23 protein-coding genes are annotated in these 20,310 nt (G+C 62.5%); 11 read left to right on the top strand and 12 right to left on the bottom strand.

The genetic code is table 11. The annotated features are described in order from the left end of the window. Positions 1-6: 6 nt before the first annotated feature. Positions 7-771, bottom strand: coding sequence for a phosphoribosylaminoimidazolesuccinocarboxamide synthase (purC, locus tag M511_RS04490; protein WP_010394036.1), 765 nt, complete (start codon positions 769-771; stop codon positions 7-9). A gap of 149 nt (positions 772-920) precedes the next feature. Between purC and M511_RS04495 the strand changes: the two genes are divergently transcribed. Beyond that, on the top strand, positions 921-1,235 hold the full coding sequence (locus M511_RS04495) for a DUF1476 domain-containing protein (RefSeq protein WP_010394038.1): 315 nt from the start codon (positions 921-923) through the stop codon (positions 1,233-1,235). Between the two features lie 47 nt (positions 1,236-1,282). On the opposite strand, the gene M511_RS04500 is transcribed toward M511_RS04495, so the two are convergent. The 3 genes from M511_RS04500 to M511_RS04510 are packed head-to-tail and all read right to left on the bottom strand — an operon-like array spanning position 1,283 to position 3,573. Next, the gene (locus tag M511_RS04500; RefSeq protein WP_085501469.1) at positions 1,283-2,620 is read right to left on the bottom strand and encodes an MATE family efflux transporter; all 1,338 of its coding nucleotides are present in this window, start codon (positions 2,618-2,620) and stop codon (positions 1,283-1,285) included. A 4-nt stretch (positions 2,621-2,624) separates the two neighbouring features. Beyond that, positions 2,625-3,128, bottom strand: a complete 504-nt coding sequence (locus tag M511_RS04505; protein ID WP_010394040.1) for a PaaI family thioesterase — start codon at positions 3,126-3,128, stop codon at positions 2,625-2,627. Between the two features lies 1 nt (position 3,129). Next, positions 3,130-3,573: a PaaI family thioesterase gene (locus M511_RS04510; RefSeq protein ID WP_085501470.1), complete on the bottom strand. Its 444-nt coding sequence runs from the start codon at positions 3,571-3,573 to the stop codon at positions 3,130-3,132. A gap of 133 nt (positions 3,574-3,706) precedes the next feature. On the opposite strand from M511_RS04510, the gene M511_RS04515 reads away from it, so the two are divergent. From M511_RS04515 to M511_RS04540, 6 genes are all read left to right on the top strand, one after another. Continuing rightward, complete coding sequence (locus M511_RS04515; protein ID WP_010394044.1) at positions 3,707-4,132, top strand: MerR family transcriptional regulator; 426 nt, start codon at positions 3,707-3,709, stop codon at positions 4,130-4,132. Between the two features lie 86 nt (positions 4,133-4,218). Next, positions 4,219-4,608 carry a MerR family transcriptional regulator gene (locus M511_RS04520; RefSeq protein ID WP_010394045.1) on the top strand — a complete coding sequence of 130 codons (390 nt, stop codon included), beginning with the start codon at positions 4,219-4,221 and terminating at the stop codon, positions 4,606-4,608. Positions 4,609-4,630: 22 nt separating this feature from the next. Then, a complete protein-coding gene (locus tag M511_RS04525) occupies positions 4,631-6,409 on the top strand; it encodes an acyl-CoA dehydrogenase C-terminal domain-containing protein (protein WP_010394046.1) in 1,779 nt (592 codons plus the stop codon). Between the two features lie 105 nt (positions 6,410-6,514). After that, positions 6,515-7,156 (top strand): glutathione S-transferase family protein, encoded by a 642-nt coding sequence (locus M511_RS04530; protein ID WP_010394048.1) that lies wholly within the window; start codon positions 6,515-6,517, stop codon positions 7,154-7,156. After that, positions 7,153-8,364, top strand: coding sequence for an acetyl-CoA C-acetyltransferase (locus M511_RS04535; protein WP_085501471.1), 1,212 nt, complete (start codon positions 7,153-7,155; stop codon positions 8,362-8,364). The genes M511_RS04530 and M511_RS04535 overlap by 4 nt, the downstream gene beginning before the upstream one ends. A gap of 11 nt (positions 8,365-8,375) precedes the next feature. Next, entirely contained in the window at positions 8,376-10,559 is a 2,184-nt protein-coding gene (locus M511_RS04540) for a 3-hydroxyacyl-CoA dehydrogenase NAD-binding domain-containing protein (protein WP_085501472.1), read from the top strand. Between the two features lie 67 nt (positions 10,560-10,626). Here M511_RS04540 and M511_RS04545 read toward each other — a convergent pair whose 3' ends face one another. Together M511_RS04545 and nth are read right to left on the bottom strand one after the other, a co-directional pair. Then, positions 10,627-11,634: an adenosine kinase gene (locus tag M511_RS04545; RefSeq protein ID WP_085501473.1), complete on the bottom strand. Its 1,008-nt coding sequence runs from the start codon at positions 11,632-11,634 to the stop codon at positions 10,627-10,629. Beyond that, a complete protein-coding gene (gene nth, locus M511_RS04550; RefSeq protein ID WP_085501508.1) occupies positions 11,631-12,299 on the bottom strand; it encodes an endonuclease III in 669 nt (222 codons plus the stop codon). The genes M511_RS04545 and nth overlap by 4 nt, the downstream gene beginning before the upstream one ends. A gap of 148 nt (positions 12,300-12,447) precedes the next feature. Between nth and M511_RS04555 the strand changes: the two genes are divergently transcribed. Together M511_RS04555 and M511_RS04560 are read left to right on the top strand one after the other, a co-directional pair. Continuing rightward, positions 12,448-12,996, top strand: coding sequence for a methylated-DNA--[protein]-cysteine S-methyltransferase (locus tag M511_RS04555; protein ID WP_237701485.1), 549 nt, complete (start codon positions 12,448-12,450; stop codon positions 12,994-12,996). 149 nt (positions 12,997-13,145) lie between these two features. Further along, a complete protein-coding gene (locus tag M511_RS04560) occupies positions 13,146-13,811 on the top strand; it encodes a YiaD family glycine zipper/OmpA-like lipoprotein (protein WP_010394062.1) in 666 nt (221 codons plus the stop codon). A gap of 186 nt (positions 13,812-13,997) precedes the next feature. Here M511_RS04560 and M511_RS04565 read toward each other — a convergent pair whose 3' ends face one another. The 5 genes from M511_RS04565 to M511_RS04585 all read right to left on the bottom strand — a co-directional run bounded on the left by M511_RS04565 (position 13,998) and on the right by M511_RS04585 (position 16,664). After that, positions 13,998-14,552, bottom strand: a complete 555-nt coding sequence (locus tag M511_RS04565; RefSeq protein WP_010394063.1) for a F0F1 ATP synthase subunit B — start codon at positions 14,550-14,552, stop codon at positions 13,998-14,000. Next, positions 14,549-15,202, bottom strand: coding sequence for a F0F1 ATP synthase subunit B' (locus tag M511_RS04570; protein ID WP_010394065.1), 654 nt, complete (start codon positions 15,200-15,202; stop codon positions 14,549-14,551). The genes M511_RS04565 and M511_RS04570 overlap by 4 nt, the downstream gene beginning before the upstream one ends. Before the next feature lie 77 nt (positions 15,203-15,279). Next, positions 15,280-15,513 (bottom strand): F0F1 ATP synthase subunit C, encoded by a 234-nt coding sequence (locus M511_RS04575; protein ID WP_010394077.1) that lies wholly within the window; start codon positions 15,511-15,513, stop codon positions 15,280-15,282. 60 nt (positions 15,514-15,573) lie between these two features. After that, entirely contained in the window at positions 15,574-16,320 is a 747-nt protein-coding gene (locus tag M511_RS04580) for a F0F1 ATP synthase subunit A (protein WP_085501474.1), read from the bottom strand. A gap of 2 nt (positions 16,321-16,322) precedes the next feature. Then, positions 16,323-16,664, bottom strand: a complete 342-nt coding sequence (locus M511_RS04585) for an AtpZ/AtpI family protein (RefSeq protein ID WP_085501475.1) — start codon at positions 16,662-16,664, stop codon at positions 16,323-16,325. A gap of 196 nt (positions 16,665-16,860) precedes the next feature. On the opposite strand from M511_RS04585, the gene M511_RS04590 reads away from it, so the two are divergent. Next, positions 16,861-17,214 carry an ArsR/SmtB family transcription factor gene (locus M511_RS04590; RefSeq protein ID WP_010394084.1) on the top strand — a complete coding sequence of 118 codons (354 nt, stop codon included), beginning with the start codon at positions 16,861-16,863 and terminating at the stop codon, positions 17,212-17,214. A 127-nt stretch (positions 17,215-17,341) separates the two neighbouring features. Next, the gene (locus M511_RS04595; RefSeq protein WP_085501476.1) at positions 17,342-18,532 is read left to right on the top strand and encodes a Hint domain-containing protein; all 1,191 of its coding nucleotides are present in this window, start codon (positions 17,342-17,344) and stop codon (positions 18,530-18,532) included. 48 nt (positions 18,533-18,580) lie between these two features. On the opposite strand, the gene M511_RS04600 is transcribed toward M511_RS04595, so the two are convergent. After that, positions 18,581-20,182 (bottom strand): bifunctional metallophosphatase/5'-nucleotidase, encoded by a 1,602-nt coding sequence (locus M511_RS04600; protein WP_085501477.1) that lies wholly within the window; start codon positions 20,180-20,182, stop codon positions 18,581-18,583. Positions 20,183-20,310: the final 128 nt, after the last annotated feature.

The following is a 20,310-nucleotide window of genomic DNA, read 5'->3' on the forward strand; positions in this document are numbered from 1 at the left end:
GGCCTTTCAGTTGATAAGCGTCGGTTTGGTCAGCGAGGCGGTGTTGGCGGGCATCAGGCCCAGCCGGCGGGCCACCTCGGTATAGGCATCGGTCAGGCTGCCCAGATCGCGGCGGAACACGTCCTTGTCGAGCTTTTGCCCGGTCTTGACGTCCCAGAGACGGCAGGAGTCGGGGCTGATCTCATCGGCGACGACAAGACGCATGAAATCGCCGTCCCAGATGCGGCCGATCTCGATCTTGAAGTCGATCAGTTTGATGCCGACACCAAAGAACACGCCCGAGAGGAAGTCATTCACCCGCAGCGCCAGCGACACGATATCGTCCAGGTCCTGCTGGCTCGCCCAGCCAAAGGCGATGATATATTCCTCAGAGACGAAGGGGTCGCCCAGCTCATCATTCTTGAAGCTGTATTCGACGATAGGCCGCGGAAGCTGCGTGCCTTCCTCCATCCCCAGCCGCTTGGCAATCGAGCCGGCGGCGAAATTGCGCACGATCACCTCAAGCGGGATGATCTCGACCTGACGCACCAGCTGCTCGCGCATGTTGATGCGGCGGATAAAGTGATTGGGCACGCCGATGCTGGTCAGCCCGGTCATAAAGAACTCGGACAGGCGGTTGTTCAGCACCCCCTTACCCTCGATCGTCGCCTTCTTCTGCGCGTTGAAGGCGGTGGCGTCATCCTTGAAATACTGGATGAGCGTTCCCGGCTCGGTGCCCTCATACAGAATCTTGGCCTTGCCTTCGTAGATTTTCTTGCGCCTTGGTGCCATGCTGCGCGTCCCCCGTCCGCAAGGTGAGAATTCCTACCCGCGCTATAGGCCAGAATGAGGGTCAGGGGCAATACGGGCTTGCGATGGGGCGCGCGCATGGGCATATCCAGCAAAAAGAACCACGGGATCACCCCTAGCCGGAGGCCGCCATGACTACCTTTGACGACCGCGAGCGCGCACATGAGGCGAAATTCGCCCATGATGCCGAACTGAACTTCAAGGCCGAGGCGCGGCGCAATCGCCTGCTTGGCGAATGGGCGGCCGGTTTGCTGGGCAAGACGGGCGACGACGCCCGCGCCTATGCGCTGACCGTGGTCAGCTCGGATTTCGATGAGCCGGGCGATGAGGATGTCTATCGCAAGCTTGCCGCCGATCTGGAAGGCAAGGCAGATGAGACGACCATCCGCACCAAAATGGCCGAACTGCGCGTTACCGCCCGCCAGCAGATCATCAAAGAGCTGTAGGACGAGATATCACCACAGCGCCCCGATTCGCGGGGCGCTGTGCATATTCAGGACAAGGCGGCCTCGACCCGGGGATAAAGCCGCCACATTGTCACCCCGCGCAGCGCATTCAACCCCATCAGCGCCGCCCATAGGCCGTGATTGCCGAAAAGCGCGGGCAGCAGCGTCACCAAAGCCGCGTAAACCCCGACCGACACCAGCATGGCATTGCGCATCTCACGCGTGCGGGTCGCACCGATGAACACCCCGTCAAGCATCCACGAAGCAATGCCGATCACCGGCGCGGCGATCAGCCATGGCAGATAATGCCGTGCCTCTGCCCGCACCTCGGGCGAGGTGGTGAGCAGGTCGATGATCGCCGGTCCGAAAAGCAGAAAGGTCAGCGACAGGATCAATGCCCCGGCGACACCCCAGCCCGAGGCGACGCGCACCGACTGGCGCAACCGGTCCAGCCGCCGCGCCCCGACCGCCTGCCCGACCAGCGATTCGGCCGCAAAGGCGAAACCGTCCAGCCCATAGGCGACGATTTCCAGAAACTGCAAAAGCACCTGATTGGCAGCAAGCGTCACATCTCCGCGCCCTGCCGCCATGAACATGAAGGTGGTGAACGACCCCTGCAGCAGTACCGAGCGGATCAGGATATCGCCGTTCACGCGCACCAGTTCTTCGATCCGGTCGCGGGCCATAAGCCCGGCCCGCCGTACGGCGGCACGGATGGCGTGACGCGCAAACCACAGGCCAAGCGCCAGCCCCGACCATTCGGCAATCAGGGTCGCGCCGGCCACACCGGGCACACCCCAGCCAAGACCCAGCACGAACCACAGATCCAGCAGGATATTCAGCCCGTTCATCACCAGTTGCAGGACCAGCACCGACCGGGTCCGCTCGGTCGCGATCAGCCAGCCGGTGATGGCGTACAGCGCGATGGTGGCCGGGGCCCCCCAGATCCGCAGGCCAAGATATTGCCGCGCCAGTGCTTCGACCTCGGGCGAGGCCGGGGCAAGGCGAAAGGCCCCGGCAAAAAGCAGCCCTTGCAACAGGATGAATACCAGCCCGGCGATGATTCCGATTCCCAGCGCCCGCAACAGATGCGCGCCGGCCTCGCCCTCATTCCCTGCGCCATGGGCCTGGGCGACAAGGCCCGAGGTCCCCATACGCAGAAAGCCAAAGATCCAGTAGATCGAGGCAAGAATCACCGCCCCCAGCCCCACCGCGCCGATGGGCGCCGCCTCTCCCAGCTGGCCGATAACGCCGGTATCGACGGCGCCAAGGATCGGAACGGTGGCGTTGGAAATCACCACCGGCAGGGCGATCGACAGCACACGGCGATGCGAAACTGGCCTGTCCGCGCCGGTCATGCCGCTGGCTGGCAAGGTCTCAACCATGAGGTCAGCCGTTCTGCGGCATCAGAAAATGACCGGTCGCCTGGGCAAAAAGCTTGCTGCGATGATCCTGCCAGGCCTCGACATGCACGCTGGCATAGCGCCGGCCCGAACGCACCACCCGCGCCCGCGCATAGGCGTCACGCGGCAGGCCGGAACGCAGGTAATCCACTGTAAAATCAATGGTCTTTGGCAGGCGCGGCAGGCTTTCCGGCACGGCGGCATCAGGGGCGATGCGGCCCTGTTCCATGTCCTCCCAGATCGCGCTCCAGGTCAGTTCGACGATGGCGGTGACTTCCAGAAAGGCAGCCGTGACGCCGCCGTGGATCGCGGGAAGCATCGGGTTGCCGATCAGCTTTTCGTCAAAGGGCAGCACCGCCGTCAGCTCATCTCCGCGCCGGTCAAAGGTGATCCCCAGCCAGCGGATATAGGGCACGCTGTTGACCAGCGCGTTCAGCGTGCCGTTGCGCCGCGACTTGATCGCGTCGAGGGGTTCGTTCCGGCCCGCCATGTTACCTCTCGATGGTAAAGGCCCCGGTGGCGGCAGCCACAGGGCGCGATTCGTCGTCATCCATCGCCCAGGCACGCACAAAAGCGACCGAGCGGGTGACGTGATAGCATTCAGCGCGGGCGCGGATGGTCTGACCGGGCGTTGCCGCGCGCATATAGTCGATGCGCAGGTCGATGGTCGCGGTCGAGCGCGCACCTGCGGGATGGGCCATGACCGCCGCGCCGCTGCATGTGTCCATCAGCGCAGAAATCACGCCACCATGAATGACCCCGCTGTCAGGGTCGCCAACCAGATCCTCGCGCCATGGCAACGAGATTTCGGTCCCTTCGGGTGACAGCTTGTCCAGGCTCATGCCAAGCGCGCGGGCGTGCGGGATTATCTCGATGAACTGACGCGCGATCCGCCGGCGTTGTTCAGGATCGTCCTCGGGTGACGCTCCGTTCATGCTTCGTGCCTCCTGATTGGGGTGAGGTGAATGGTAGCAGCACGCCACCGCCAGACAAGCCCGGCCGCGCAATGGTTGAGTTTGGCCAACCCCGGCGCTAGGCTGACCATGATCCGATTACGGGGTTCGACAGATGTCCGATGGCGACCAAAGCGAATACATAGGTTTCAAAGAGATGTGCGCACGTTTCGACGTGACGCCGCGGACGCTGCGCTATTACGAATACATAGAATTGCTCAGCCCGCGCAAAGAAGGCCGCTCGCGATTTTACGGCCCGCGCGAAATCGCACGGATGAAACTGATCCTTCGCGGTCGCCGCTTTGGCTTCTCGCTTGAGGATATCCGCCAGTGGCTGCTTATCTATGGCGAAAAGGGCACCCGCGAACAGTACCGGGTCTGGATCGAACTTGCCGATCGCCAGCTTGAGGTACTGGCCCAGCAGCGCGACGAGCTTGAGACCTCGATGACCGACCTGCGCGCCCTGCGCAACGAAACGCTGGCCATTCTCGAAGGCATGGAGGCCGATGAGAAACCCGCCGGAGAGGCGCAGACCGGCTGAGCACTCTCTGACGCCACGTCGCACCTTACGTGCACGTCAACCTGGCCTATATTCAGATCAGGTGACTGCGAGGGAAAGGACCGGACGTGAGCGAAGCGCCGATGACCATTCGCCAGATGTGCGACGCCTTTGGCGTCACGCCGCGTACGCTGCGCTTTTACGAATCGCGCGAATTGCTGTTCCCCGAGCGGCGCGGCCAGCAGCGGCTTTACAGCCGCGCAGATCGTGCCCGGCTGACCCTGATCCTGCGCGGCCGCCGCTTTGGCTTTTCGCTCGAACAGATCCGGCAGTTGCTGGAACTGTACGACCCGGCCGAGCGCAACATCACCCAGACCGAGGCCGCGCTTGGCGCAGCGCGCGAGCGGCTGGCTGACATGGAGCAGCAGCACCGTGAACTGGGTGAAGCCATGTCCGAATTGCGCCAGCAGATCGCCGATGGTGAGCTGTGGCTGAACAACCTGAAATCCGACGCCTGACGTCGAACCCCTGGGAGGACCGATGACAACCTATTCCGCCCCCGTCCGTGACATGCAGTTCCTGCTGCATGACGTTCTCGAAATCTCCAGGCAAGAGCTTCCGGGCCACGACGAGCTTGACCGCGACTTTACTCAGGCCGTGCTGGAAGCAGCCGGCAAGATTGCCTCCGAGGTGCTGGCCCCCCTGAATGCCACCGGTGACCGCGAAGGCTGTCGGCTGGAAAATGGCGTCGTCCACACGCCGAAAGGCTTTGCCGAGGCGTTCCAGCAGATGCGCGAAGGTGGCTGGACCGCGCTCGACTGCGACCCCGAATATGGCGGTCAGGGCATGCCCTATGTGATCGGCCTTGCGGCGGGCGAGATGTTTTCGGGCTCGAACATGGCCTTTACCATGTATCAGGGCCTGACCCATGGCGCCTATTCCGCCATCCGCGCCCATGGCACGGATGAGCAGAAGGCGACCTATCTGCCCAAGATGGTCAGCTGCGAATGGACCGGCACCATGAACCTGACCGAGCCGCATGCCGGTACGGATCTGGGCCTGCTGCGCACCAAGGCCGAGCCGCAGCCGGACGGCAGCTATCTGATCACCGGGCAAAAGATCTTTATCTCGGCCGGCGACAACGACCTGTCGGAAAACGTCATCCATCTGGTGCTGGCCAAGGCTCCGGGCGGCGGTCCGGGTACCAAGGGCATCTCGCTGTTCATCGTGCCCAAGTTCCTCGTCAATGAGGACGGTTCGCTGGGCGAACGCAACAAGCTGTCGGTCGGCAATCTTGAAGAAAAGATGGGCATTCACGGCAATGCCACCTGCGTCATGAACTATGACGGCGCCAAAGGCTGGCTGCTGGGCGAGCTGCACAAAGGCATGCGCGCCATGTTCACCATGATGAACGAAGCCCGTATCGGCGTCGGCCTGCAGGGTTATGCCGTGGCCGAGGCCGCCTATCAGAACGCCGTCGCCTATGCGCGCGAGCGTCTGCAAGGTCGTGCCGCGACCGGAGAGGCCAATCCAGGGGGCCCGGCCGATCCGCTGATCGCCCACCCCGACATCCGCCGCAACCTGATGGACCAGAAAAGTTTTCTGGAAGGGGCGCGCGCACTGGCCTTTTGGGGCGCGCATCTGATCGACCGCGCCGTGATCGGCAATGACAAAGAGGCGCATGACCTCATCTCGCTGCTGACCCCGGTCATCAAGGGCTTCCTGACTGACAAGGGCTTTGACGTGGCGGTCCAGGCCCAGCAGGTCTTTGGCGGCCACGGCTATATCGAGGAACAGGGCATGTCGCAGTTCGTCCGCGACACCCGCATCACCATGATCTACGAGGGCGCGAACGGCGTGCAGGCGCTTGACCTCGTCGGTCGCAAACTCGCGGCCGAAGGCGGCAAGCCGATCATGGGTTTCTTTGACATGATCCGCCAGACCATCAAGGCGCATGAAGAGGATGAGACGCTTAAGGCCGATTTCCTCGACCCGCTCAAGGCGGCCTCGAAAGATCTGCAGGCGGCGGCGATGTTCTTTATGGAACATGGGCTCAAGAACCCCAATGCCGCGCTGGCCGGGTCCTATGACTTCATGCATCTTTTTGGCCATGTCGCGCTCGGCCTGATGTGGGTGCGCATGGCGGCTGCTGCACGTGCGGCGCTTGCCGCCGGGACCGGCGACGCGACCTTCTATGAGACCAAGCTCGCCACCGGGCGCTATTACATGGCGCGTCACCTGCCGATGACCGCGACGCATCTGGCGCGCATCCGCACGGGTGCTGATCCGGTAATGGCGCTGACGGCTGAGCAGTTCTGAAACAGACGGCCCGGCGCGGGGCAGCAGGGACAAGGGGCCAGCGCCCCGGCCCCGGACCCGCGCCAGCCACGCACCTAATGCCTTGTGGGAGGGAAAGGAGACAGGATGCCAGCACTGCTTTACTGTTTTGGGGAATCGGGCCACTCTTACAAAGTGGCGCTGATGATGCAGCTGACCGGCTATCCTTGGCAGCCGGTCTTTGTCGACTTTTTCAACGGCGCATCGCGCAGCCCCGAATACCGCGCCCTGAACGAAATGGCCGAGGCTCCGGTCTTTGCCGAAGACGGGCTGACCCTGACCCAATCAGGTGTGATCTTGCTGCATCTTGCGGAAAAGACCGGCCAGTTCCTCGGCGAGGACCGTAACGAAATCATGCGCTGGCTGTTTTGGGACAATCACAAAGGTTCGTCGCAATTCGGCGCATTGCGCTTTTTGATGAATTTCCTGCCCCCCGACAAACGCCCGGCCGAGGTTATCGCTTGGCTGCAGGGTCGCTGCCGGGCGGCGCTCAGGACGCTGGACGCCCATCTGGCCGGGCGCGAATGGCTGGCAGGGGACGCGCCAAGCATCGCCGACCTCTCGTGCTGCAGCTATCTCTTTTATCCCGAGCCCTTCGGCTTTGACCGCGCCGATTGGCCCCATATCGACGCCTGGCTGACGCGCATTTCGGCGCTGCCGGGCTGGAAACACCCCTATGATCTGATGCCCGGCAACCCCGCGGACCGGGCCGCGAAGGAGGAAGCATGACCGAAGCCTATATCTATGACGCCGCCCGTACCCCGCGCGGCAAGGGCCGCCCCGACGGCAGCCTGCACGAAGTCACCTCGGTCGCGCTTTCGGCCCGGCTGCTGAACGCGATCAGGGAACGCAACGGCTTGACCGGTCATGCGGTCGAGGACGTGATCTGGGGCAATGTCACCCAGGTCAAGGAGCAGGGCGGCTGCCTTGCACGCTCGGCCGTCTTGGCCTCGGATCTGGACGAGTCGATCCCGGGCCTGTCGATCAACCGTTTCTGCGCCTCGGGCATGGAGGCCGTGAACATTGCCGCAAACCAGATCAGGGGCGGCGCAGGCCAGGCCTATATCGCCGGCGGGGTCGAGATGATGGGCCGCGTTGCCATGGGCAGCGACGGCGCCGCCATCGCCGTCGACCCCAGCCTGACCTTCCCGACTTATTTCGTCCCGCAGGGGATCAGCGCCGATATCATCGCCACCGAATACGGCTTTTCGCGCGAACAGGCCGACAGCCTTGCCGTTGAAAGCCAGCGCCGCGCAGCACAGGCCTGGGCCGAGAACCGCTTTGCCAAGTCGATCGTGCCGGTCAGGGACCAGAACGGACTGACCATCCTTGACCGCGACGAATACATGCGGCCCGGCACCACGCTTGAGGATCTGGGCCGGCTTAAGGCCAGCTTCAAGGAAATGGGTGAGATGATGCCCGGCTTCGACAAGGTGGCAACGCTGAAATATCCCCACCTTGACCATATCGAGCACATCCACCACGCCGGCAACAGCTCGGGTATCGTGGACGGCTCGGCTGCTGTGCTGATCGGCAATGCCGAGTTCGGCAAGGCTTACGGGCTAAAGCCCCGCGCCCGCATCCGCGCCACTGCCAAGATCGGCACCGACCCGACGATCATGCTGACCGGCCCTGTGCCAGTGACGGAAAAGATCCTGAAAGACAGCGGCATGGCGATCAGCGACATCGACCTGTTCGAGGTGAACGAGGCGTTTGCCGCGGTCGTGCTGCGCTTCATGCAGGCCTTTGACGTCGACCCCGCCGTCGTCAACGTCAATGGCGGTGCGATTGCTCTTGGCCACCCGCTGGGGGCGACCGGAGCCATCATCATCGGCACGCTGCTTGACGAGCTTGAGCGTCAGGACAAGACGGTGGGCCTTGCCACACTGTGCATCGCGTCCGGCATGGGCGCGGCCACCATCATCGAGCGCGTCTGAGGGAGGTAAGGATGACCGATTTCACCATGCAGAAAGACGCCGACGGCGTCGCCATCGTCACCTGGGACGTGCCCGGTAAGTCGATGAACGTGCTGTCTCTGGACGGCGCGGCTGAACTGAATGCATTGATCGACGACGCGCTGGCCGATGAAGCGGTCAAGGGCATCGTCATCACCAGCGGCAAAAAGGACTTTGCCGCCGGCATGGACCTGAACGTCATCGCAAGCATGAAAGAGGGCGGCGCTCAGTCAGTCTTTGACGGGGTGATGACGCTGCACCACCTGCTGCGCAAGATCGAGCTTGCGGGTATGGACCCCAAGACAAAAAAGGGCGGCAAGCCCATCGCAGCAGCCCTCCCCGGCACGGCCCTGGGGATCGGGCTGGAGCTGCCGCTTGCAACCCATCGCATCTTTGCCGCCGACAATCCCAAGGCCAGGATCGGCCTGCCCGAGATCATGGTCGGCATCTTCCCCGGCGCTGGCGGAACCACCCGGCTGGTGCGCAGGCTTGGCGCGATGGGCGCGGCTCCCTTCCTGCTGGAAGGCAAGCTTAGCGACCCGGCCAAGGCCAAGGGCGCGGGGCTGATCGACGAGGTGGCCGCCGATCCAGTCGCCGCTGCGCGTGAATGGGTGCTGAAGGCCAGCGACACCGATCTGGTCAAACCCTGGGATGCCAAAGGCTACAAGATGCCGGGGGGTGAACCCTATCACCCGGCGGGCTATATGACCTTTGTCGGCGCAAGCGCGATGGTCCATGGCAAGACGCTGGGGGTCTACCCGGCCGCCAAGGCCCTGCTCAGCGCCGTCTACGAAGGGGCGATGGTGCCCTTTGACACGGCGCTGAAGATCGAGGCGCGCTGGTTCACCAATGTGTTGATGAACCCCTCGTCCACCGCGATGATCCGCAGCCTCTTCATCAACAAGGAGGCGCTGGAGAAAGGCGCAAACCGTCCCGATGCCCCCGATCAAAGCGTGAAAAAGGTCGGCATCCTTGGCGCGGGCATGATGGGCGCAGGCATCGCCCATGTCTCGGCCATGGCTGGGATCGAGGTCGTGCTGATCGACTCGGCCCAGGAGGCGGCCGAGCGTGGCAAGGCCCATTCCGCCGGTCTGCTTGACAAGGCAATCAGCCGCCGCAAAGCAACCGAAGAGAAAAAGGCCGAGGTCCTTGCCCGCATTACCCCCACCACCGATTACGCCGCCCTGCAAGGCTGCGACCTGGTGGTCGAAGCGGTGTTCGAGGACCCCTCGGTCAAGGCTGAGGTGACGAAAAAGGCCGAGGCCGTGCTGCCCGCCGAGGCGATCTTTGCCACCAACACCTCGACCCTGCCTATCTCGGAACTGGCCAAGGCCAGCGCGCGGCCTGATCAGTTCATCGGCATCCACTTCTTCAGCCCGGTGGACAAGATGGCTCTGGTCGAGATCATCAAGGGCAAAGAGACCGGCCCGCGCGCCGTCGCCAAGGCGCTGGATTTCGTCCGCCAGATCCGCAAGACGCCGATCGTCGTTAATGACGCGCGCTTCTTCTATGCCAACCGCTGCATCATCCCCTATATCAACGAGGGGATCCGCATGGTGGCCGAGGGCGTCAGCCCGGTGCTGGTCGAAAACGCCGCCAAGATGATGGGTATGCCGCTGGGCCCGCTGCAACTGGTCGATGAGACCTCGATTGATCTTGGCGTCAAGATTGCCAGGGCAACCCGCGCAGCCATGGGCGACGCCTATCCCGACGGTGCCGTGGATAAGGTGATCTTCAAACTGGCCGAGCAGGGTCGGCTGGGCCGCAAGGCCAAGGCGGGCTTTTACGACTATGATGAGGCCGGCAAGCGTCAGGGTTTCTGGTCAGGGCTCGCCTCGGATTGGCCCGAAGCCGATGCGCAGCCCGAACTGACCGAGATCCAGCACCGGCTGATGTTCGTGCAGGCGCTCGAAGCGGTGCGCGCGCTTGAGCAGGGCGTGCTTGAGGACATCCGCGAAGGCGATGTCGGCGCGATCCTTGGCTGGGGTTTTGCACCCTGGTCAGGCGGCCCGTTCAGCTGGCTCGACATGCTGGGCGCGCCGCGTGTGGTCGAAATCGCCGACGCGCTTGAGGCCAAGTTCGGCCCGCGTTTTGCCGCGCCGCAACTGCTGCGCGACATGGCGACGAAAGGCGACAGCTTCTACGGACGCTTTGGCGCTGGCAAGAAGGCCGCCTGAGACTGAAAAAGGGGCAGAGGCGACAACGTCCCTGCCCCTTTCCCTTTACCCCTCTGCGAGGACCGCTTCAGATCAGCCCCTCGGCCCTGAAGGCCGCGCGCAGATCGCTTTCAGGCCGCGCGCCGACATGGCTGATGACCTCGGCCGCAGCGATACAGCCCATGCGTCCCGCCGCCGCCAGATCCGCGCCAATCGCCAGACCATAGATCAGGCCCGCCGCGAACTGGTCGCCCGCTCCGGTCGCATCCACCGGCACGATACGGTGCACCGGCGCGCTTACCCGTTCATCCCCACGGATCAGGATCGCATCCTCGCCCGAGCGGGTACAGATCACGGTGTGGCAATCGGCGCTTGCCTGCCGCAGCGCCTCTTCCAGATCCTCGACCTCATATAGCGACTGCCATTCATGCACGTTGCCGATGACGTAATCCATCGGTCCTGCCACCAGACGACGGAAATCGGCGCGATGCCGATCCACGCAGAACGGATCGGACAGCGCAATTCCCGCCTGCCCACCCGCCTTGTGACAAGCATCGGCAGCCTTCAAGAACGCTGTTTTCCCGGGGTCCTTGTCAAACAGATAGCCCTCAAGAAACAGCCAGTCCGCGCCGCTAAAGACTGACGGGCTGACATCATCCGCCCCCAGCTCGGCCGAAATTCCCAGATAAGTGTTCATCGACCGCTCGCCATCCGGGGTGACAAAGATGATCGAACGCGAAGTTGGCAGCACATCCCCCGCAACCGGCGGGTTGACGAAAACCGTGCCCTGCTGCTCGGTCTGTTCGGCATAGCTCAGGCCCAGAGGATCGCTTGCCACCTTGCCGATAAAGGCGGTGCGCAGTCCCAGCATCCCCAGCCCGGCCAGCGTATTCGCAACCGAACCACCTGGCACCAGCCGCGCCTTGCCCGCCTGCGGATCGGCCGATTGCGCCGCCATCAGGAACTCGGACCGCTCGCGGTCGATCAGTTGCATGATGCCCTTTTCCACCCCCAGCCGGGCCAGCGTGTCCTCTGAGGTCGGCGCAATCACATCCATGACGGCATTGCCGATCCCGATTACATAGGGGGTGGTCATCCGGTCTTCTCCTCATAGGGGCAGAGATCTTCGATTGGGCAGATCCGGCAACGCGGACGCCGCGCCTGGCAGATATAACGGCCATGCAGGATCAGCCAGTGATGGGCGTTCTGCTGAAAGGGCACGGGGACGTTATCCTCGATCGCGCGCTCGACCTCGGACACGTCGCGGCCGGGGGCGATATGCGTGCGGTTCCCGACACGAAAGATATGGGTATCGACCGCCTGCGCAGGAAAGTTAAAGACACTGTTCAGCACGACATTGGCGGTCTTGCGCCCGACACCGGGCAGGGTCATCAACGCCGCCCGCGATTGGGGCACCTCACCGCCGTATTCGTCGATCAGGCGCTGCGACAGGGCGATGACGTTCTTGGCCTTTTGCCGATAAAGGCCGATGGTCTTGATTTCTTCGGTCAGCGCCTCAAGGCCCAGATCCAGCATCTGCCTGGGCGTGCTGACCTGCTGAAACAGCCGCCTGGTTGCCTTGTTCACGCCGACATCGGTGGCCTGCGCCGACAGTGCGACCGCGACAAGCAGGGTAAAGGCGTTGGTATATTCAAGCTCGGTCACCGGCTGCGGATTGGCCTCGCGCAGTCGCGAAAAGATTGCGACCTGCGTCGTATAGGGCAAAGCCGGGGGAAGACGGGGGGTGGTGCTGCGTGCCATGGCCTTCAGATGCCCTGCCCCGCGCTTATGCGCAAGCATTCGTGCATGGATTTGCGCCACGTCTGCGCTACTCTGCCGCAAAGACAGCAGCGAGGCAGCGATGACGGCAACGCTCTTTCCTCTCACCCCGCCCGAAAACGGGCTGCGAGTGACGATCACGACCCAACCGGCAGAGGATCCGGGCGTGGTTTTGTGCCACGGACGGTTCAAAACGCCGCTTGGCACAGTAATCGCCTATGGCGCGGCCGGCGCCCTTTGGGGGCTCGGCTTTGCCGGTCCCCTGCCCGAGACCGAGGTTGAGGCCGATCTTTCCTCCCGCTGGCCCGGCGCACGGCCGGTTCCCGCCCCCGAGGCGCTTGAGCCCGCAATAGACGCGCTGATTGCAGGTGCAGGAGAGATCACCGTGCGTCTGAGCGGCACCCCTTTTCAGCTGCAGGTCTGGCAGGCGTTGACCCAGGTGCCGGCCGGGCAGGTCATCAGCTATGCCACGCTGGCCGAACGAATTGGCCGTCCCCGGGCCCTGCGCGCAGTCGGCACCGCTGTCGGGCAGAACCCGGTCTCATGGGCGATCCCATGCCACCGCGTGACCCGCACCGGTGGCGCCATCGGAGGATATCATTGGGGCGAGGCGGTAAAGCGCGCACTTCTTACGCGCGAGGGTGCGAAAATCGCTCCTCTCGCCATCGCTGTTTTGTGAGTGCAGGCCAGCGATTTTGCACGAGTTTCTCTGGTCTTGGCATGGAACTCATGCCAAGTTTCAATCGTTTGGGCATCAGATGCCGGATCAGTCCGGCCAGGTCGTAAGGACAGGCGGCTGTGGATCGCCCCGAAAAGAAAGGTAATAAAATGAAGACCCGTATTTCGCTGCTTCTCGCCTCGGCCGGCGCGCTTGCCATCAGCGCCTGTACACCGGGCGACCGCTATGGCCAACCTCAGCAGATGAACCGCGCCCAGCAGGGTGCCATCGCCGGCGCCGTGGTCGGCGGCGTTCTGGGCGCTACCCGCGACAAGGATAAGAACAACCAGGGCATGGACGCGATCAAGGGCGCCATCGTCGGTGCCGCGGTCGGCGGCGTGGGTGGGGCGATCCTCGACCAGCAGCAGAAATCCCTGCAACAGCAGCTGAACAACCCCAACATCCGCATCGTCAACAACGGCAGCTATCTGACCGTAGTGATGCCGGAATCGACGCTGTTTGCCACCGACTCGGCAGCGGTTGGCGCGCAGGGTCAGAACGACCTCTACATCATCGCACGCAACCTGAACCAGTATCCGAACAGCCGCATTCAGGTCGTCGGTCATACCGACAGCACCGGTTCGGCCGCCTACAACCAGGACCTGTCCGAGCGCCGGGCGCGTTCGGTCGCTGGCATCCTGACCGCTGGCGGCGTGTCGCAGGGCCGCATCGCGACCTCGGGCCGCGGCGCTACCCAGCCGGTGGCCTCGAACGACACCGCAGCAGGCCGGGCACAAAACCGCCGCGTCGAAATCCTGATCACCCCGACGCGCTGATCCATCGCCAGGGTAAAGATCGGGCCGGCAGCCGCAAGGTTGCCGGCCCATTCATTTTCAAACGACCGTATCCGCCACCAGCCCGGTGCGTGGACAAGGAAAACCCCGAGACGCTAACGCGCCCCGGGGTTCAGTCACTGTCCCTGAGGATGCTCGAAGGCACCCTTCTCGTTCAATTCCGTGGCCTCAGTTCAGCCGCCGGGCAACCTCTTCGATGGCCTTGTCGATACCGGCGCTGCGCTCAGCCGGGCTGACCTGCTGACCAAGGATCTCGGCCGCAGCGGTCACCGCAGTCTGGATCGCGCGATCACGCACAGCACGCACAGCATCGGCTTCGGCGCTGGCGATCTGATCTTCGGCCGCTTTCAGGCGGCGCTCGATGGATTGCTGCAGCGCTTTCTTGGCCTTGTCGGCCTCGCTCACCGCCTCGCGGCGTGCATTGGCGACAATCTCTTCGGCCTGGCCCTTAACTTCGCGCTGGCGGCGCTCGTAGCTTGCATAGATCTCCTGCGCTTCTTCACGCAGGCGCCGGGCTTCGGCCAGATCGTTGCGAATGCCTTCGGCGCGCTTGTCCAGCAGGCCGCCGACAGTCTGCGGCACACGGAACCAGAGCAGGATGCCGACAAAGACCAGGAAGGCCAGAGTAACGACGAAATCGGTATTGCGCAGCGAGAAGAACGGACCCGAAGCCGCAAGCGCCGGGGTTCCCATCAGCGCAAAGAGCACGCTCAGACGTTTCATTGCAGCGCCCCTTTCAACCGCTGATCGACAGCCGTGTCGACCAGGTTTTGATCGACCTTGCCGCCAAGATGCTCCACCAGCGCTGCCGTCACCTCGCGGGCAACAGAGCGCGCATCCTCAACCGCCGAAGCGCGGATCTCAGAGATGCGCTTTTCGGATTCTGCCGCGCGGGCAGCAATTTCCGCATCGGCATGGGCGATGGCAGCATCCAGCTCTTTCTGGATCTCGGCCTTGTTGGCAGCGATGATCTTCTGCGCCTCGGCCCGGGCATCGGCCAGAGCCTTGTCATAGGCAGCCTCGGCCTCTTTGGCCTTTTGCTTGAATTCCTCGGCAGCCATCAGGTCGCCGGTGATGGCGCCTTGACGATCCGAAAGAACGCCGCCGATGCGCGGCAGCGCGATCCGCGACAGCACCCAGTAAATCACGGCCAGAATGACCAGCAGCCAGAAAATCTGGTTGCCAAAGGTCGTGATATCCAGTTGCGGCATGCCGGGGGCGCTGGCGGCATGGCCAGCCGCAGCATCCGCGGCATTGGCAACGGCATGGGCTGCTTCGGCACCATGACCCGCCGCCTCGGCGGATTCGGTGATTACCACCGTTTCAGTTTCTTCGACCACGACAGGCGCGGTCTGTTGCAACAGGCTGAACATATCCTACCCCATGCCGGTCGTTTCACAATCGGGTGGGCGCCTGTAGCCCCCACCCAACCGCAAGGATGGCAAAAGGATCAGACTGCGAACAGCAGCAGCAGAGCGACCAGGAACGAGAAGATGCCCAGGGCTTCCGCAAAGGCCATGCCGATGAACAGGGTGGCGGTCTGCGAGGCAGCGGCCGACGGATTGCGCAGGGCGCCCGCCAGATAGTTGCCGGCGACATTGCCCACCCCCATGGCGGCGCCCGCCATGCCGACGCAAGCCAGACCGGCGCCGAGGTACTGTCCCAGTTGACCCAGATTTTCCATGTTCATGCTCCTTGAGGCTTTGGAAAGGGTTTCGATTCAGACCCGAGGCTGACCCGGCGCTTAGTGCGCCGGATGCAGCGCGTCCTTCAGATAGACGCAGGTCAGGATGGTGAAGACATAGGCCTGGATCAGCGCAACCAGCACCTCAAGCCCATAGACAGCGGTGATGGCCAGCACCGAAAGCGGCGCAATGGCAGAGATGGCGGCAAAGGCGGCAAAGACCTTGATCACCGCGTGGCCGGCCATGATGTTACCAGCAAGACGGATCGAATGGCTGACGGGGCGCACAAAGTACGAGATCAGCTCGATCACCGCCAGCACCGGGCGCAGCGCCAAAGGCGCAGAGCTGACCCAGAACAGGCCCAGGAAATGCGCGCCGTTCTTGACAAAGCCCAGAATGGTGACGCCCAAAAAGACCAGAACCGCCAGAACCGCCGTCACAGCGATATGCGAAGTCGGCGAAAAGCTTTTCGGCAGCAGGCCCAGGAAGTTCGTGAACAGGATGAAGCAGAACAGCGTCATCACATAGGGGAAGTACTTCAGCCCGTCCTTGCCGGTTACGTCCTCGACCATTTTATGGACCATGCCGTACAGCAGCTCGGCGATGGACTGGACGCGGTTCGGCACGATGGCGCGCCCACGGGTGCCAAAGACCAGAAGGGCGGTGATAGCGGCAGCCGCCAGCGCCATCCACAGGGTCGCATTGGTCGGCGTGTACCAGTTTACCGAACCTTCGCCAAACAGCGGTTTGATGACGAACTGATCCATCGGATGGAAAACCAGACCACCTGCTTCTTCTTCTGCCATCGTCATTCACCCTTGTCGTCGCCGGGAGGCCCCGGTGGCTTGCCTATGTCTTTCGCGGTCCGCATCATGGTCTTGATACCGGCTGCCAGGCCCAGCAGCACAAAGACCACCATGAAGACCGGTCGCAGGCCGGTCAGATAATCCAGCCCGTATCCGATCATGAAGCCGATGCCCAACCCTGCCACCAGCTCCGTCACCATGCGCCAGGCCAGATTGGCCTGACTGAAATGTTCTTCCCCGCGCAAGGGCAGCTTTGCTCCGGCTTTCTTGCCCAACCGGGCCTCCAGCTCGCGCAGCCGCTCTGCGTCCCGGGCTCGCGCAGCGTCATGGTCGTGTTCGGCCACGGCTCACACCCCCGTTATCGGTTGGCGCGGTGATAGGGACTTGCGCCCCATGAGTCAAGCAAGCGAGGCACATTTATAACACATTGAAAATACTGCATTTGATTAGCCTGCCATCCGGCAAGCATCCGACAAAAACATGATCTTGCCGTTGCCAGTCGATCCGCCGCATATTCAACCGGCAAGTTGAACAAGGCCCATGTCCGCAGCACAGCCCAGCCTCGACGCGATCTTTGCCGCCCTCGCCGATCCGACGCGCAGGGCAATTCTTTCGATGCTGCTCGAAGATGACATGGCCGTCACCGATGTCGCGGCGCCCTTTCAGGTCAGCCTTGCGGCGATTTCAAAGCACCTCTCGGTACTGGCTGCTGCCGGTCTGATCCGACAGGAGCGGCGCGGACGGATCATCTGGTGCAAGCTCGAACCCGACGGGCTGCGCAGCGCCTCGGTCTGGATGCAGGGCTTTGGCCAGTTCGAACCGGTGGATCTGGATGATTTCGAACGGTTCCTGCACCAGACGCTTTCGCAAACTGGTGAAGGCAACCCGGAATAGCCCTCGCACCTCAAGACGGATGGCCAGGCGGCAACCGCCCGTTGCCGCGGACAAATAAGGCTTTCAATTTCCTTATTTTTAAGTTGTATTTACCAAGTTTGTACAACTTTAGATTGTGAATTGGTTTATGGAATACCGCATCATCACGGCAACCTTCGAGGTTCCGGTTTACACCAACCCCAACGTGACCGGTGCGGAAAAGAACCTGCCCTTCCTGAACCGCAGCAACATCAGCTTCGCATCGGCCGAGATGGGGGAACTGAGGATCGAGGATGACGATCCAGAGTTTGGTTATCTCTCGCGCGGTGGCTCCGGGCTATATTACAACGATCCGGGCGATGGTCAGACGCTCATCGAAACCACGACCTTTGGTCAAGGCGACAAGCAACAGACACTGGACGCAGGCACCCGCATATCCTTGCAAGAGACATCAATCCTGCGCGATGCGGATGGAAACGAGTTTTATGTTTTCTTCCCGAGCTATGTCGGAGAAGGACCGGACGGAAAGCCTCTGAACTCGGGCTACCCGATCGAGGCCGGTGGCCGTCATACCGTGATGATCCTTCCCCGGATGCGTCAAACCACCGGGGGAGAGGACTACTGGCCAAAGTTCCGCCCTGATGGGACCTATAGATATGTCGGCAAAAGGGTCATGGGCGCTACAACTTCGGCGCTGCCTTATGACCCCACCATGCAAGGTGCGCCCTGTTTCACCCCCGGCACACTGATCGAAACCCTGTCCAGCCCGCGCACGGTCGAGACTCTGGCCCCAGGTGATCTGATCCTGACACGCGACCACGGCTTTCAACCCCTGCGCTGGATTGGCCGTGTGCGGCTGGATGGCAAAAGGTTGGACCTGTGCCCAAACCTGCGCCCGATCCTGATTTCCCAAGGCGCGCTCGGCCCCGACCTGCCCCAGCGTGACCTGATCGTTTCGCCTCAGCATCGCGCCCTGCTGCGCTCGGCCATCGCGCGGCGGATGTTTGATGCCGAAGAAATCCTTGTTGCGGCTACCCATCTGACCGCGCTCGACGGCATCCGCCCGCTTTGTCCAAAAGATGGCGTATCCTATCTGCACCTGCTCTTTGACCGGCATGAGCTGGTGCTGTCAAATGGGTGCTGGACAGAATCATTGCTGACCGGACCGCAGGCACTGCGCGCGTTTTCATCCGCCGCGCGGCGCGAGATTTTCGCGCTGTTTCCCGAACTTACGGTGGGCCATTTCCCTCCCGCTGCCCGCCCCGTCGCGCCGGGACGTAAAGGCCGCCAGCTTGTCCAGCGACATATGAAGAACCGCCGCGCCTTCTTGCCAACCTAGGCCGCCAGGATGGAAAAAGGCCGGGTGCGATCCCCGGCCTTTGCAGTGTCATTTCACGGTGATGCGGCCATCAAGCCTTGGCGCGAAATCCGGCCCCTGCCTGGCCAGATATTCTGCCAGCACATCGGCAAGATCAGGCCCAAAATCATAGGCATTCATAGCGTTATCGGCAAAGACCTTATAGCCGTCACCGCCAGCGCGCATATAGTTCTGGGACACGACACCATATACCGCCTCCGGGTTGATCGGCACCCAATCCGAGCCTTCGCGCACCAGCACATTGCTGATCCGGCTTCCGACCGGGGCCGAGGGGTCCAGCGTGTATTTCAGCCCCGAGACCTGAGCAAAGCGCCCCGCCGCCTCTTCGATCTGGCTCGCGCCATTTTCCAGCGCCGCAACCACATCAGAACCTTTCAGCTGAAAGGTCGAAAGCGTATTCTGGAACGGCAGTACCGACAGCACATCGCCCATGGTCACCGCCCCCGCCGGGATCGAGGCGCGCAACCCGCCGCCGTTCTGGATCGCAATGGTGATGCCCTGATCCTTGACACGCGCCAGCATCGCATCCGCGACCACATTACCCATTTCGCATTCACGGACACGGCAGGATTCGCGGCTGCCGTCGATGGGTGCCTTGATCTCGGCCACGTGCTTTTGCTTGAGCTGTTCGATGGGCGCAGCCATTTCCTTGACGCGAGCGGCAAGCTTTTCGTCGGGCACGACCGAGTTATCCAGCAGGACCGGCTGGCCCTCGGCCTTGATCAGCTTGCCGTTGTCGTCCCAGGTCAGAACCAGATGACCCAGATACTTGCCATAGGCATAGGCGGTCGCGACCGGCACCTCAGCCCCATCAGCGCCCTTCACCATTGTCGGATAGGGACCCTCGGCCCCTTCGACCTGACCAAGCAACGTGTGGCTGTGCCCGCCGATCACCGCATCGATTCCCACCACTTCGGCAGCGAACTCCTGATCACGCTTAAAGCCCGTATGGGTCAGGGCGATGATCTTGTTGACGCCCTGATCGGTCAGTTCCTGCACATCAGCCTTCAGGCTATCCATGTCATCCATGAAAATGACCTTATCGCCGGGCGAAGCGGTCTCCGGGGTGTCCATCGCCAGAGCCGAAACGATGCCGATCTTTTCGCCCCCGATCTCTAGCGTCAGCATATCGTCAACCTTGTCCTTCAGCTCGGGCGATTGGGACAGATCAAGGTTGCCCGAGATCACGGGAAACTTCGTTCCCTCGGCCAGAATCTCCAGCCCAGCCGGTCCGTCGTCAAACTCATGATTGCCGACTGCCATGGCGTCAAAGCCGATCGCGTTCATGAACTCGACCGTGTCCTTACCCTTATAGGTGGTATAGAACAGGCTGCCCTGATACTGATCGCCCGCATCCAGCACGATGACATTCTGCCCCTCGGCCTTCAGCTCATCGCGAAGCTCGCGGATCTTGGATGCCAGCCGCGCCACGCCGCCGAAACACTCGCCCTTGGCCTCGGTCTCAGCATCGCAGGTACTGTCATAAGCGTTGATCGGCTCGATTCGGCTGTGAAAATCGTTAATATGCAGCACGTGCAGCGTATAATCCGCCTGCGCCGCGCCCGAAGACAGCGCAACGGCCGCTGCCGAAACCAAAAGCCAGCGTTTCATCTCGTTCCCTCTCACCCCGAATGTCCGAATGAAACGCAGATTGGGGGATGGCCGCGGCTCCGTCAATTGACGATCATGTTGGCTGACAAGCCGCAGGCTCAATGGCGCTTGACGGGCCGCACGGTGCA

The organism is Paracoccus sp. J56 (genome assembly GCF_019633685.1).
GTDB classification, from domain to species: domain Bacteria; phylum Pseudomonadota; class Alphaproteobacteria; order Rhodobacterales; family Rhodobacteraceae; genus Paracoccus; species Paracoccus kondratievae.

Bases quoted from the DNA above. Each gene is read 5' to 3' on its own strand.
- purC (WP_010394036.1), bottom strand. From the start codon at position 771: ATGGCACCAAGGCGCAAGAAAATCTACGAAGGCAAGGCCAAGATTCTG.
- M511_RS04495 (WP_010394038.1), top strand. From the start codon at position 921: ATGACTACCTTTGACGACCGCGAGCGCGCACATGAGGCGAAATTCGCC.
- M511_RS04500 (WP_085501469.1), bottom strand. From the start codon at position 2,620: ATGGTTGAGACCTTGCCAGCCAGCGGCATGACCGGCGCGGACAGGCCA.
- M511_RS04505 (WP_010394040.1), bottom strand. From the start codon at position 3,128: ATGGCGGGCCGGAACGAACCCCTCGACGCGATCAAGTCGCGGCGCAAC.
- M511_RS04510 (WP_085501470.1), bottom strand. From the start codon at position 3,573: ATGAACGGAGCGTCACCCGAGGACGATCCTGAACAACGCCGGCGGATC.
- M511_RS04515 (WP_010394044.1), top strand. From the start codon at position 3,707: ATGTCCGATGGCGACCAAAGCGAATACATAGGTTTCAAAGAGATGTGC.
- M511_RS04525 (WP_010394046.1), top strand. From the start codon at position 4,631: ATGACAACCTATTCCGCCCCCGTCCGTGACATGCAGTTCCTGCTGCAT.
- M511_RS04530 (WP_010394048.1), top strand. From the start codon at position 6,515: ATGCCAGCACTGCTTTACTGTTTTGGGGAATCGGGCCACTCTTACAAA.
- M511_RS04535 (WP_085501471.1), top strand. From the start codon at position 7,153: ATGACCGAAGCCTATATCTATGACGCCGCCCGTACCCCGCGCGGCAAG.
- M511_RS04540 (WP_085501472.1), top strand. From the start codon at position 8,376: ATGACCGATTTCACCATGCAGAAAGACGCCGACGGCGTCGCCATCGTC.
- M511_RS04545 (WP_085501473.1), bottom strand. From the start codon at position 11,634: ATGACCACCCCCTATGTAATCGGGATCGGCAATGCCGTCATGGATGTG.
- nth (WP_085501508.1), bottom strand. From the start codon at position 12,299: ATGGCACGCAGCACCACCCCCCGTCTTCCCCCGGCTTTGCCCTATACG.
- M511_RS04560 (WP_010394062.1), top strand. From the start codon at position 13,146: ATGAAGACCCGTATTTCGCTGCTTCTCGCCTCGGCCGGCGCGCTTGCC.
- M511_RS04565 (WP_010394063.1), bottom strand. From the start codon at position 14,552: ATGAAACGTCTGAGCGTGCTCTTTGCGCTGATGGGAACCCCGGCGCTT.
- M511_RS04570 (WP_010394065.1), bottom strand. From the start codon at position 15,202: ATGTTCAGCCTGTTGCAACAGACCGCGCCTGTCGTGGTCGAAGAAACT.
- M511_RS04575 (WP_010394077.1), bottom strand. From the start codon at position 15,513: ATGGAAAATCTGGGTCAACTGGGACAGTACCTCGGCGCCGGTCTGGCT.
- M511_RS04580 (WP_085501474.1), bottom strand. From the start codon at position 16,320: ATGGCAGAAGAAGAAGCAGGTGGTCTGGTTTTCCATCCGATGGATCAG.
- M511_RS04590 (WP_010394084.1), top strand. From the start codon at position 16,861: ATGTCCGCAGCACAGCCCAGCCTCGACGCGATCTTTGCCGCCCTCGCC.
- M511_RS04595 (WP_085501476.1), top strand. From the start codon at position 17,342: ATGGAATACCGCATCATCACGGCAACCTTCGAGGTTCCGGTTTACACC.
- M511_RS04600 (WP_085501477.1), bottom strand. From the start codon at position 20,182: ATGAAACGCTGGCTTTTGGTTTCGGCAGCGGCCGTTGCGCTGTCTTCG.